This window comes from Lactobacillus sp. M0393, assembly GCF_016102025.1.
GTDB lineage: Bacteria > Bacillota > Bacilli > Lactobacillales > Lactobacillaceae > Lactobacillus > Lactobacillus melliventris.
This window is the reverse complement of the sequence record NZ_JACFPK010000009.1, coordinates 1-13,096: the sequence shown is the minus strand read 5'-3', so window position 1 is coordinate 13,096 and position 13,096 is coordinate 1. Positions and strand designations below refer to the sequence as shown.

Genomic DNA, 13,096 nt, shown 5'->3' with positions numbered 1-13,096 from the left:
ATGAGAAACAAAACCAATAATAGTGTAAACATGCCCAATCACCCCTTTTGCTAAAATTAAAGGATATTATAGCTGATTTTGTGAAATTACAGTAGCAATGTAACCCAAAATTTAAAAATAGTTAATTTTGTTCTTTATCTGTGAAATATTGTTATAATGAATCTCCACACTAATTTTTAGTGAATACGTGTTATATTCTGAGGAATAGTTGGAGAGGAAGAACATGCTTGCGTTATAAACAAATAATTTTTGATGTTGATGATACTTTAATTGACTTTGCTGCTACAGAAAGTTTTGCTCTGCAGAGTCTTTTTAAAGCGCACCAATGGCCGTTAACTGATGAGCTGCAGCGGGACTATCATGCATATAATCAAGGTCTGTGGCGTGAGCTTGAGCAGGGCAAGATCGACTATGAGCAGCTGAGTAAAATAGCTTTTGCCAATTTTATTCAGGCTAAATTCGGGATTGAAATTGACGGCTTAGCAGTAATGAACGAATACCGCTCTTATTTTGGCGAAGCTCACAAACTGCTTCCGGGTGTAGTTGATACTTTACGCTATGCCAAAAAACAAAATTATGCATTGACTATTTTAAGCAATGGCGAAGCATATATGCAAAGACATCGGCTACAATTAGCCGGAATCGCTAATTATTTTTCGTTGATTGTGACATCAGAAGAAGCAGGATTTGCTAAACCTGATGCCCGTATCTTTGACTACTTTTTTGCTCATACTAAAATCGGCCCGGAACAAACAGTTTTCTTTGGTGACGGTTTGCAGTCAGACATACTAGGTGCAGAAAAATATGGCTTTGACAGTATTTGGTATAACCACCGGAAACGGAAAAACACGATGAACTTACATCCGTTATACGAAGTAACTACCTATCCTGAATTTGTAGCTTTACTTAAAAGCGACTTCCAAAAACAACCGCAATAATTGCTATCTTTTACTGTAGAAGTATAGTTCAATCCGGTATAATGATGGGAGAGGTGAAAAATTATGACTAGCAAAATTCATTCTTTAAATGATACTTATGAACTAAATAATGGCGTCAAAATACCGGTTATCGGACTGGGAACCTGGCAAACTCCTGACGGTGAAGTTGCTCAAAAAACCGTTGAGAATGCACTGGATCTAGGCTACCGGCTAATTGATACTGCTGCCGCATATGGTAACGAAGAAAGTATTGGTCGGGGGATCAAAGTAAGTGGAGTGAACAGACATGATTTGTTTGTAACCACTAAGTTGTGGAACGATCATCACGGCTATCAAAAAACTAAAGCTGCCATTGACGAAAGCTTGACTAAGTTAGACTTGGATTATCTTGATTTGTATCTAATCCATTGGCCTAATCCTGCTCCTGTGCGTGATCACTGGGCTGAATTAAATGCGGAGAGCTGGCAGGCAATGGAAGAGGCAGTGCAGGCAGGGAAAATTCGTGCAATTGGGGTCTCTAATTTTAGACGCAAGCATTTGGCTGAACTACTGAAAACTGCCAAAATTCGTCCGGCTGTAAATCAAATTTACTTGAATCCTAGTGATATGGAGGAAGACGTAACAGCTTATAACAAAGAGCTGGGTATTCTCAGTGAAGCTTACTCACCACTAGGCAGAGGAGATTTATTTGCCAACGAAACAGTAGTTTCTGTAGCCCAACACTATGATAAAAGTCCAGCACAAGTCCTGTTACGCTGGTCGTTGCAACATGGCTTTGTTCCATTACCAAAATCGGTCCACCGCGAGCGTCTTGAATCCAACTTACAAGTCTTTGACTTTACTATATCTGAAGAAGATATGGCTAAACTTGATGGTTTGCATGGAGCAGGTAAGTTAGCAAACGATCCAGATCAAACGGATTTTTAAAAGGTGAATAAGTGATGAAAATTGGCTTTATTGGGGCTGGTAAGATTGGCGCCGCAATTATTAAGGGCTTGTTAAATGCTAAAAATCCCAGTGAAGATATCTATGTTTTTGACGGCGGACAGCATCACACAGCGCAAAAACTTGCAGCTAAGCTGCACTTAACCTTGATCAATAATTATGATGATTTTAAGGATTGTCAAGCGGTGGTAGTTGCAGTGGGCGGCTCAATTACTGCAACCATCATCAAAAATTTAGGCCCAAAATATCATGGCATAATTTTGTCAACTGGTGGCGGTGACCTGACTCAGATTAATGAAAATCTTCCGCAAGGCACTACCTTTGCCAAAGTTGTACCTAATACACCGGTTCAAGTTGGAGCTGGCATTACTGTTATTAGTTTTCTGCCAGATGAAAGGGCGGAAATAATCGCTGCTGTGAAAAAGATTTTTACTCAAATGGGAACAGTATATGTCGTACCCGAAAACTTACTGGGTATCTACGGTACGATAGCCGGGTGCACACCTGCTTACGTTGACTTGATGGTTGCGGCTCTTAGTGATGCTGCTGTGCAAAACGGCGTTAAACGGGCAGAATCGTACCAGATAATTAACCAAATGCTTTTAGGTACCAGTAAATTGGCATTAGCTAGTAAAAAGCTGCCTGAAGAGTTAAAAGATGAAGTCACTACCCCAGGTGGTTCAACCATCAGAGGCGTCACCAAACTGGAAGAAATGGGCTTTAGAAACGCATTAATTCAAGCTGTTAATGCTTCTGCCAATTAAATTAAGCCTAAAAAAGACATCAGATAATTTTATCTGGTGTCTTTTTGTATTATTTGAAATGTTAAAAGTGTATTTAAGAAGGGAAATAAGTGTAGAAATTAAAACTCTTTATTTAAATCAACTGGAGTATCAGCTTTTTCACCCTTAATTAACTTCAAGTTGTTGTCAAAGGCCTTAACGACCATGTTGCGTACAGCGTGAGTAGTGTAGAAGGCTGTGTGTGGTGTAACCAAAACATTTGGCCGTGCGATTAAGTCAGCCAGACGCTTGTCAGGAAATTCTTTGCCACTAAAGTCACTGTTGAAAATACCAACTTCGTTTTCGTAGGTATCCATTACAAAGCCAAAAATCTTGCCTGAATCAAGACCGCGCACAACTGCATCTGTATCAACTAATGGTCCACGAGAAACGTTGACGATCACAACGCCGTCCTTCATCTTCTTGATTGAATCATCGTTAATCATGTGAACATTTTCTGGAGTATCAGGAACGTGAAGTGAAATAACGTCAGCCTTAGCGTAAAGCTCATCTAAGTCGTCAACGTAGTAGCCCTTCTTTTCCAATTCTGGGTTCTTGAAAATATCGTAGGCAATAACTTTAGCGCCAAAGCCTTCCATAATTCTCATGAATACTTGACCAATATGACCAGTACCAACAACACCAACTGTTTGGTCACGTACTTCGCGACCAATTGTAGGTGCCCAGCGAAGATCATGCTTAGCGATTTTTTCGTCCATTGCCTTATCTTGTCGTAAAACTCTGGCAGCCTGAATGGCAGCATGTTCAGCAATGGCATCTGGTGAATAAACAGGAACATTAGTGATCTTGAAGCCTAATTCTTTAGCTTTCTTTAGGTCGATATTGTCAATACCAACGTTACGGATTGACCAGTTATGAATACCTAATTTATCTAAAGCTTCAATTGTATCAGCTTTATAATCGAGTTGCTGGTAAGTTACGACACCATCAGCACCTTTAGCTAATTCAGCTGTTTCAGGGGTAAGAAGTTGGTCAGTGTAATCAACCTCAACATCCTTGTGAGCTTCCTTCCATTCATGAACATACGGTTCCTCGTCTTTACGAATGGCATAAGCATAAATTTTAGTCATAAAATCTAACCTCCAAAGATTATTATTGTTATCTCTTGTGCTATTATACACTTGCTTAAAATGATTTAAAAATATAAAATTGTGAAAAATAAATTTTTGCAAAAACCGCGCTGCAGTAGTAATCGCTTACAATATTGTGTATCAAGGGATTAAGCAATATTAAAAAAATTACGAATTTTTTTGCCGAGGTCGTGAAAAAAATAACAGCATTTTTGAGCTAATCAGATAAAATTTTATGTCAAAATAATACTGGTAAAATTACTGAAATTTTGAGTCCCCGTGAAAAAACTATATAATGAAAGAAATGAATAATAAGGAGAAGAATATGATCTTAATTTCGTGGAATATCGACTCACTAAATGCTGCTTTAACCGGAACTTCCTCGCGTGCAGTGGAGACACGTAAGGTTTTAGAAAAAATACATGCCCAAAATGCAGATATTGTTGCCATTCAAGAAACCAAATTACGCTCCACAGGTCCTACTAAAAAACATTTGAAAATATTAACTAAAGAGTTCCCTGAATATGATATAGTCTGGCGTTCATCAGAAGAACCAGCTCGTAAAGGTTACGCCGGGACTATGTTTTTATATAAAAAAGAACTTAAGCCTAAAGTAACTTATCCTATTATTGGAGCACCGGAGCCAATGGATCACGAAGGCAGAATCATTACTTTAGAGTTTCCTGAGTATTTTGTCACACAAGTATATACCCCCAATTCTGGTAATGGCCTTAAGCGCCTAGATGACCGGCAAGTGTGGGATGAAAAATACATCGCATATTTGCAACAACTAGATCAAGAAAAACCGGTCTTGGCTAGTGGTGATTATAATTGTGCGCACCATGAAATCGACCTGAAGCACCCTGATACTAACCATCATTCTGCCGGCTTTACTGATGAAGAACGGGCAGATTTTACCAAAATGCTTAAAGCCGGTTTTACGGATACTTTTAGAAAACTTCACGGCAACGTTGAAGGGGTCTATTCTTGGTGGGCTCAAAGGGTAAGAACTGCCAAAGCAAACAACTCAGGCTGGAGAATTGATTACTGGCTGACAAGCAATAGAGTTGCTGACAAGGTCAAGCGTTCTGAAATGATGGACACAGGAGCGCGCGCTGATCATTGCCCAATTTTATTAGAAATAGACTTATAAATAGCTAACAAAAGAGAGCCAAAGGGTTGATGTGATCCCTAAAATTAGGACAAATTAAGGGTCACATCAGGTTGGGTTCCTTTTTCTTTTGTGTAAAATAATTTTGAGGTGATGTGAATGAATGAGCCTCTGCAAGATGCCATTCTTAACGGTTTATATGATTCCAGTTATCCGGGACATGAAGTATTAGGACCAAAGCTCCTGCAAAATAATAAACAGGAAAACATTTGGCTGACTTTGCGGCAAGAGCTGCTCAGTTGCAATACTTTTTCCTGGGCAGTGGCTTTTGTGACGCAGGATATGCTTGTCCCCTTTAAAGTAGTCATGGCCGATTTGGCTAAAAGAAACGTTACGGGTACGTTAATTACAGGTGACTATTTAGGATTTAACAATCCCAAAGTTTTCCGTGAATTAATGAAGATTAGCAACTTAACGGTAAAAATTACGCCGCAAGCCGGTTTTCATGCTAAAGGTTATCTCTTTGACCATGATGATTGGCAAACTTTGGTTATTGGCAGTGCCAATTTTACCCGTGCGGCACTTTTAAGTAACTATGAGTGGGCTTTGAAAATTAGTTCGAAGAATAATGCGACACTGACAACACAAATTGCTCAACAGCTGCATGAATTAAAAAAGACGAGCACGCCATTATCCGCAAGCTGGATAAGAGAATATGAACAAAATTGGGTAAAGCCACAACCGCATTCCCAGGTTTATGTTAATGAAGCAGCTAAAATTGTACCAAATAAGATGCAAGTAGAAGCATTGCATGAACTAAAGGAACTAGTTGATGGTGGGCAAAAACGCGGCCTGGTAGTTTCAGCAACTGGAACAGGTAAGACGTATTTAGGGGCTTTTGCGGTTAAAGATTTTAAACCGCGTAAGTTTCTTTATGTAGTCCATCGTGAACAAATTGCCAAAAAAGCTTTAAAAAGTTTTTACCAAGTAATTGGCGGGAAGTTAGCCGATTATGGCTTGTTAACCGGACATAAGCACCAGCTTGAGCGCAAATATGTTTTTGCCACCGTGCAGACTTTAAGTCAGCCGGATATCCTTGCCAGCCTAAGTGCAACAGCCTTTGACTATATTCTGATTGATGAGGCTCATAGAGCAGCCGCACCAAGTTACCAGAGAATTTTTGCCAAGTTTAAGCCGCAGTTTTGGCTGGGGATGACTGCCACGCCAGAAAGAATGGACGATCAGGATGTCTACCGCCTCTTTGATTATAATTTAGCTTATGAAATCCGCTTGCGGGAAGCGTTAGAAGAAAAAATGCTGGCTCCTTTTCATTATGTGGGAGTTGCGGACTATGAAGTTGATGGTGCAAGCATTGATGAGACCGCCAACTTACGCAGATTACTGGCACCGGAGCGGGTTGACTATGTCTTAAAGCAGCTGGATTACTACGGCTACTGTGGCTCTCAAGCTAAAGGACTGGTCTTTTGCAGCCGCCAAGAAGAAGCACGCGAATTAGCTCAGGCTTTTTCAGAGCGTAAACATCCGGCAGTAGCATTAACTAATGAAGATAGTGAAAAAAGAAGACTGCAAGTGGTCAGGCAGCTGGAACAGGGTAAAATTGACTACATTATTACAGTTGATCTCTTTAATGAAGGAATTGATATTCCGGCTTTAAATCAGATAATTATGTTGCGGAATACGCAGTCCAGTATTGTTTTTATCCAGCAACTGGGTCGCGGTTTGCGTAAATATCCGGGCAAAGATTATGTCACGGTCATTGACTTTATTGGTAACTATAAAAATAACTATTTAATTCCGATCGCTTTGAATCAGGATGACAGTCGTTCGCAGGATAAGGCGCGTGAAGAAAGTGTGCTCCCGAGCTTTATTGATGTTTCAACGATTAACTTTAGCCAAATTGCTTCTGCCAAAATTTTGGCTTCACTGGATAAGATTAAATTAGACAGTATTAAGGAATTGCGGCAGTCTTACCAAGAATTAGCTGAAAAAATAGGTCGTCCACCCCTGCTATTTGATTTTTATCGTTACGGTTCAACTTCACCAATGGTCTTCGCGAATAATCATAGTCTTGAACATTATGGCGAGTTTCTAGCCAAGATGGGTGAGCCTGTAAAATTGAATGGCTATGAAAGTGCGGTTTTATCTTTTGTTACTAAAGAATTATTGAATGGCAAAAGGCCGCATGAACTGCTGCTTTTAAAGCTACTTTTAGAAAAAGAGCAGGTTAGTCAAGAAGAATTTGAGAAAGAACTGCATGATTATGGTGCTTATGTTAATGAGAAAGTGCTGACATCAGTAGAAGACATTCTTTCATTAAGCTTTTTTGACATTAAGCAGGGCAAGACAACCAAAAAAGAACAGTATGGCGGCCAGCCGCTTGTAGTTAAAGCTGATTTATTAGATTATGCATTAGCACCGCAATTGACACAGTCTCTTTTGCAAAATAATACTTTTAAAAAATTGTTTGTTGATGTGATTAAAACAGGTTTGGCAATGAATCAAAAATATGATAACCAGAAGCAATTTACTCTTTACGAGCAATATGATCGTAAAGATGCTTGTCGATTGCTCAATTGGCCCTTAGATGTTTCTGCACCAATGTATGGCTACCGTGTGGACGAACATGAAACTCCTATTTTTATCACTTATCAAAAAGACTCGGCTAAAAAGCGCAATGCTTTATACCATAATACGCTAGAAGACGGCCGCTGTTTACGCTGGTATACGCGATCGCCACGTCATCTAGAATCAGATGAGGTGCAGAGATTGCTTAATACGCCGCAAATGAAGTTGCTACTTTTTGTTAAGAAGAGTGATGCGATTGGCAAGCAGTTTTACTATTTAGGACAGGTAGATATTCAAAAAGACACGGTCAAAGAAGAATTGCTAGGGCCGAAGAAAAAAGTAGCGGTAGGGATGAATTTATTGTTAGAAAAGCCGTTGAGTACAAAAATGTATGAGTTATTATTTAATGAATAAGAAAAAGTCTAAGAATTAATTTTCTTAGACTTTTTGTGTTAGCTGTAACGCTTCAAGAGTCGCCATTCTAGAATTTTTACTTGATAACACAGATAAAAAATATTAAATAAATATTAATAAAATTATCTATTTTACCAATATTATGTTAAAATACTATAAAATTTAAATAAGTAGGCCATAAAAAGGAGGTAACAAAATGGCAGAACGTAACCTTAAAGATGCAGATCAAAATAAAGCAATTCATGCTATGCGTCAAGAACATCGAATTAATCGAGTTGTTTTACCAATTGCGGCTCTATATGTAGTCTTTTTAATGTGGACAGCATTAACTAATTTTAGTTTGGCTCTTAAAATTGCTACAGTTGCATTTTTTATTACACTTGTCTATTTCGCTATCTCTGATACGATGTATCTGTATGACAAAATCAAAAAGAAACGTGAAAAATAATTTTAACTTTTAAATATTAAAAACTTAAACATAAAGTAAAAAGTTGATAAATTACCTTGTGACTAAAAGCCCCGAAATTGAAACAATTTCGGGGCTTTTATTATATCTAATTTATTTCCGCATAAGTAAATCTTTTTAACACAAGCACTAATAACGTGAAATGTAGCTGCTATCTTATTATTCAAGGATCAAATAAGCCAGTCATAGTCTGATGTGAATTCCAAATAGTTATATTTAAGTACAAAATTATTTGGAAATGGTGGAATTAAAATCTGATACTAAAGACCTTACCAGTCTCTTGTTCTGTGTATGAGAACCCTATTCGAATAATAAAAATTGGCTCGTAACTGTTGTTACTTTTAAAATATTTCTAGCAATATACGGTTTTTTTACTTTTAAAATGGTATTATTACTTTATCTTTATGTTTTTTTCTTTAATTTGTGAAAGGTTTAATTATGGTTTGACAATGAATTCTAAATCCAACTGCCGCCATCGGGGCAAATTAATATTTACTAGCTTAGCTGCTGCTACTTTGGGCTTAATTATTATGTCTCCTGACACGGTTAAAGCTGATACTTTAGTTGATTCTGCCGCTAAAAAGCAAGGAGCTCAAAGCAGCTCCTTACCGGCTAGCAATAATAATCAGACTGCAGCTTCAACTGATAGTGCTGCTGCTAATAACAATCCAGCAAGTCCTACTTCTGCAGCTGCGGCTAGCAATGAAACGCAGCCCTCAACATCTCCTAACAGTGAAGCTCAAGACTCTAATGAACCGCCAGCTGCGGGCGAAGAAGCTAAAGGAATTACCCCGCGGTCTGTTTTGACAGCTTCTTGGAATGGACTTAAGGTAACCTTGGATACTGCTACTGGTTTATTAACTATACCAGGTGGTACGGTGACTAATCCTCAACGCCTTTATCAACTTTTTTACGATAATCAAGTGTATAAATCTATTAAAAAAATCAAGATTACAGGGCCATTGAAGCTTGTAGGCAACGTCTATTGGATGTTTGATTCGCTTAGTGGTCTAACTGAAATTGAAGGCTTAGATCAAGTTGATACTTCTGAAGTGACTAATATGTATGGTATGTTTAGTTCGTGTGATAGTTTAGAGCATCTTGATCTGAGTAGCTTTAACACCAAGAAAGTAACTAATATGTCTATGATGTTTAGCAGTTGTTACAAGTTATCAAGCATAGACTTACACAGTTTTGATACCTCTAGTGTTACTGATATGAGCTTTATGTTTTCCAATTGTCGAAGTTTAACCAGTCTTGATTTGCGTAATTTTAATACTGCTAAAGTTACTACTATGTATTATATGTTTGCTAGCACTAACAGTTTAACCAGTCTAGACTTAAGTAATTTTGATACTGTTAAAGTTACTGATATGCACCAGATGTTTTTAAATTGCACAAACTTAAAAACTTTAAATATCAGTAGTTTCCAGATGGCTCAGGTAACTAGTAAAAGTGAAATGTTAAAAAGTCTACCTAATTTGTCAACCTTAGTTCTGGGTCCTAAGAACTATTTGCGGGGAACTGACCTTGATGCAACTGGGGTTTGGTTGAACGTAGGCAATGGTACAATAGATAAACCCCAGGGAAATAAGAGCTGGACTTCTAGTCAATTAATGAGTAACTATTCCGGGAGCAGAGACCAAGATACGTATGTCAGGTTAGGCGGAGCAGTTACAGTCCACTACCGTGATGAAACTGGTGCAACACTGGCTCCAGATCAAATTTTAAGTGGAAAATTCGGTGACTCCTACAGCAGTGAACCCCAAGATATTGCTGGCTATGTGTTAAAAACCACTCCTGCAAATGCTAAGGGAACATTTACAGATGCCTCTCAGGAAGTCACTTATGTTTACACTAACCAGGTCAAGGTGCTGGCGCACTACGTTGACCAGGATGGTAAACCAATTGCTGGTGTAACCGATGAACAACTAACAGGTGCTATCGGTGACCCTTATCCGGGCAGTGCTGTTAAAGATATCCCGGGTTATACTTTGAAAACAAAGCCAACTGGCAAGTTCTCCAGCACGGAAACCGAAGTCACCTATGTTTACGCTAAATTAGTCACGGTCGTAGCTCATTATGTTGACCAGGATGGCAAGCCAATTGCTGGTATAACCGATGAACAACTAACAGGTGCTATTGGTGACCCCTATCCCGACAGTGCTGTTAAAGATATCAAAGGTTATACTTTGAAAACAAAACCAACTGGCAAGTTTTCTGGTACCGAAACCGAAGTCACCTATGTTTACACTAAAAATGCCCCGGTTAACCCTGGCGGTGCTGCTGGCAGGCAACCAATTGTGGGTGGCTCGGTTACGGTCCACTATCAAGATGAAACCGGCAAGCAGCTTGCACCTGATCAGATTTTAACCGGTAATGTCGGTGAAGGTTACCTTACGCAAGAAGTAGCTCTGGCTGGCTATAAGCTGACCCAAAGACCAGCTAATGCGACTGGCTTTTATACCGCCAATCCGCAAAGTGTCACCTATATTTACACTAAAAATGTCACAGGACAAGCTGCAGTCAGGAGAACTGTTTTTCATAATTCCTACCTGTACGACCAAAATGGCGGCCGTAAAACGGGCAAATACCTGATGGGTAAGACCATTTGGACCTATGGCACTAAAGTTATTCAGGGCAAGAAGTATTACGATTTAGGCCAGGACAGCTATGTTAAAGCTACTAATGTTTCTGGCGTTAAGCGCAAGCTAAGACGCAACAGCTATATTTACAGTAAAACGGCTAAAAAAGTTGAGGCGTCTGCAGCGAAAAGCTTTAAAGAGGGGGCAAAAGGTAAGAACTTATGGCGCAGCCGTTAAGATCCACCGGAAGCTATACTATATCGTAGGGAAAAACCAATACGTCAAAAAGAGTAACTTTTAATAAATATTACAAGTAAAAAATAAGAGTTAGGAAATTCTCCTGACTCTTATTTGTTTTAAACTGAATTTATCGCAATTAAATAATTATAGAAGTTAAGCTAAATCAAAGAGTTGATAACTAAAACTAACGCGCGACGAAAGTATTAGGTTTGATGTGCTGCAATATTTCGTAACCTACATCTTTTTGGTTGTTTTCATTATCATCAGTTTGATTTAAAAACATTACAATACCGTTTTGATTATCTGCAGTTAACTGCATCCAGGTACCAAAATGAACCCCTTTAAAACTCCCATAGGCGTTTTTAATATTATCGTTATTATATAAATAAAGTCCGCCCGAATAATTAACTACTTTGCTTTTTAAGTGTGTTAGATAATAAAAATCGTTTTTACTAAGAATAGAGCCATCTGTTAAACCAACTTGCATTTTGTAATATTCTTCTGTTGTAGTAAATAGATTGCCGGCACCTGGAATCTGTGAGACTAAACTCTTTTTAAGATAAGCGGCTTGCTGATAATTTTTACCACCATTTGAATAGTATGAAATAGGGTCTGTTTTACCCTTAGGAATGTTTTGGTAAAGATATGTATTCTGCAAGTTCAGCTTGTCAATAATTCGGCTCTGGATATTATCCGCATACGATCTACCGGTGATTTGTCTGATAATGCCTGTAAGTAAAATATAATTACTATTATTGTAATGATAATTACCTATTGTGTCAGATGGAGAAGAATTAATGTTGTTAACTACCCAGTTAATTGCTTTTTCTTCCGAATAGTTTCGGCCCCTGTCTACTTCGGTTTTAGTCGCCATAATGCCGGATGTATGAGTTAACAGATTGCCTACAGTGATATTATCCGCATTTTTGAGGTTAGGGTACCAGCGAGATATTTTGGTATATTGAGTAAATTCATTGTTAGTGCCCTTGGTTTCGTTAATTAATTGTACTACCATGGCCGCAGTTATTACTTTTTGCAAAGAAGCTGTCGGATAGACGACTTTGCTATTGCCGTTACCGATACGCTTGCCATACCAAGCATAACCATAGCTAATTGTCTGTGGTACACCGTTTTTAACAACGGTGACAATGCCGCGAACATGATGTTTTTGCAAGGTATTTCTGACAAAGTTATACATCTCTGTCTGCGAGCTGCTTGGAGCTGCTTCGACTTGTGTAGTAGAAACAGCGGCTAGGGGTGTTACGGCCATGACTAAGGACGTGGCTAGTGTAATGATTTTATGATTCAAAATAGTTTTAATCTCCTTAAAAAGATAGTTGTATTATAAAACTTTTAAATTAATTAGGTTATACGAAAGGATTAAGTTTAGATAACGTTTGCTATTTTTGAGATACGAAATTGTGACAAATAAAGAAGAGATGAGACAAATATTTCAAGGAAATTGTGGGGCAATTCTAACTAGATTACGGCGAAGCTAGGCTAATTAATTGAGCAAAAATAATTCAAATATAATGAAGAAATATTTTTATTTCAAAAAAATGCAAAAAAGACTTGCAAAAAAGAAAAATACTTGCTAGTATTAATAACTGTCGTCGGGCAATGAGCCGCAAGGCGCGAGCACGAAGACAGGGTAAAAAAATCAAGCAAAAGCAGTTGACAAAAGACAATTGTTTTAGTAAGATAATAAACGCTGTCCGGTAAGACGGCAAAAATAAGTCAGAAAAAAGTGCTTGACAAAAGCAACTGAATCTGGCAAAATAAAAAAGCTGCTTTAAAGCAGCAGGTAGTACCTTGAAAACTGAACAATGTTTTCGCAAAAATGTGCGGGTTTAAAAGAACCCAAAACAAAAGAGCGAAGTCAATTTCGCAAGCAAATAAATCCGAGATGCGAATCTTGGAACGAATGAGCAAACATTC

At 38.3% G+C, this 13,096-nt stretch carries 10 protein-coding genes; 8 read left to right on the top strand and 2 right to left on the bottom strand.

What is annotated here, in order from left to right:
- The first annotated feature begins 227 nt into the window (after positions 1 to 227).
- From H3R29_RS08175 to H3R29_RS08165, 3 genes are all read left to right on the top strand, one after another.
- Positions 228 to 938, top strand: coding sequence for a YjjG family noncanonical pyrimidine nucleotidase (locus tag H3R29_RS08175; protein WP_198202073.1), 711 nt, complete (start codon positions 228 to 230; stop codon positions 936 to 938).
- 63 nt (positions 939 to 1,001) lie between these two features.
- Positions 1,002 to 1,865, top strand: coding sequence for an aldo/keto reductase (locus H3R29_RS08170; RefSeq protein WP_046324085.1), 864 nt, complete (start codon positions 1,002 to 1,004; stop codon positions 1,863 to 1,865).
- A 14-nt stretch (positions 1,866 to 1,879) separates the two neighbouring features.
- Positions 1,880 to 2,647, top strand: a complete 768-nt coding sequence (locus tag H3R29_RS08165; RefSeq protein WP_198202074.1) for a pyrroline-5-carboxylate reductase — start codon at positions 1,880 to 1,882, stop codon at positions 2,645 to 2,647.
- Positions 2,648 to 2,745: 98 nt separating this feature from the next.
- Here H3R29_RS08165 and H3R29_RS08160 read toward each other — a convergent pair whose 3' ends face one another.
- A complete protein-coding gene (locus H3R29_RS08160; protein WP_046324087.1) occupies positions 2,746 to 3,756 on the bottom strand; it encodes a D-2-hydroxyacid dehydrogenase in 1,011 nt (336 codons plus the stop codon).
- A gap of 325 nt (positions 3,757 to 4,081) precedes the next feature.
- Between H3R29_RS08160 and H3R29_RS08155 the strand changes: the two genes are divergently transcribed.
- From H3R29_RS08155 to H3R29_RS09160, 5 genes are all read left to right on the top strand, one after another.
- Positions 4,082 to 4,909 (top strand): exodeoxyribonuclease III, encoded by an 828-nt coding sequence (locus tag H3R29_RS08155; protein ID WP_198202075.1) that lies wholly within the window; start codon positions 4,082 to 4,084, stop codon positions 4,907 to 4,909.
- 117 nt (positions 4,910 to 5,026) lie between these two features.
- The gene (locus H3R29_RS08150) at positions 5,027 to 7,867 is read left to right on the top strand and encodes a DUF3427 domain-containing protein (RefSeq protein ID WP_198202076.1); all 2,841 of its coding nucleotides are present in this window, start codon (positions 5,027 to 5,029) and stop codon (positions 7,865 to 7,867) included.
- Between the two features lie 196 nt (positions 7,868 to 8,063).
- On the top strand, positions 8,064 to 8,315 hold the full coding sequence (locus H3R29_RS08145; protein WP_046324090.1) for a hypothetical protein: 252 nt from the start codon (positions 8,064 to 8,066) through the stop codon (positions 8,313 to 8,315).
- Positions 8,316 to 8,782: 467 nt separating this feature from the next.
- On the top strand, positions 8,783 to 11,155 hold the full coding sequence (locus H3R29_RS08140) for a MucBP domain-containing protein (RefSeq protein WP_198202077.1): 2,373 nt from the start codon (positions 8,783 to 8,785) through the stop codon (positions 11,153 to 11,155).
- Positions 11,097 to 11,219: an SLAP domain-containing protein gene (locus H3R29_RS09160; protein WP_232352263.1), complete on the top strand. Its 123-nt coding sequence runs from the start codon at positions 11,097 to 11,099 to the stop codon at positions 11,217 to 11,219. The genes H3R29_RS08140 and H3R29_RS09160 overlap by 59 nt, the downstream gene beginning before the upstream one ends.
- Positions 11,220 to 11,342: 123 nt before the next feature.
- Here the strand turns inward: H3R29_RS09160 and H3R29_RS08135 are convergent, their stop codons facing one another.
- Positions 11,343 to 12,428 carry a serine hydrolase gene (locus tag H3R29_RS08135; protein WP_232352262.1) on the bottom strand — a complete coding sequence of 362 codons (1,086 nt, stop codon included), beginning with the start codon at positions 12,426 to 12,428 and terminating at the stop codon, positions 11,343 to 11,345.
- Between the last annotated feature and the right edge of the window lie 668 nt (positions 12,429 to 13,096).

Coding starts and splice junctions, on each gene's coding strand:
- H3R29_RS08165 (WP_198202074.1), top strand. CDS start 1,880: ATGAAAATTGGCTTTATTGGGGCTGGTAAGATTGGCGCCGCAATTATT.
- H3R29_RS08155 (WP_198202075.1), top strand. CDS start 4,082: ATGATCTTAATTTCGTGGAATATCGACTCACTAAATGCTGCTTTAACC.
- H3R29_RS08140 (WP_198202077.1), top strand. CDS start 8,783: ATGAATTCTAAATCCAACTGCCGCCATCGGGGCAAATTAATATTTACT.
- H3R29_RS08170 (WP_046324085.1), top strand. CDS start 1,002: ATGACTAGCAAAATTCATTCTTTAAATGATACTTATGAACTAAATAAT.
- H3R29_RS08160 (WP_046324087.1), bottom strand. CDS start 3,756: ATGACTAAAATTTATGCTTATGCCATTCGTAAAGACGAGGAACCGTAT.
- H3R29_RS08145 (WP_046324090.1), top strand. CDS start 8,064: ATGGCAGAACGTAACCTTAAAGATGCAGATCAAAATAAAGCAATTCAT.
- H3R29_RS08135 (WP_232352262.1), bottom strand. CDS start 12,428: ATGGCCGTAACACCCCTAGCCGCTGTTTCTACTACACAAGTCGAAGCA.
- H3R29_RS08150 (WP_198202076.1), top strand. CDS start 5,027: ATGAATGAGCCTCTGCAAGATGCCATTCTTAACGGTTTATATGATTCC.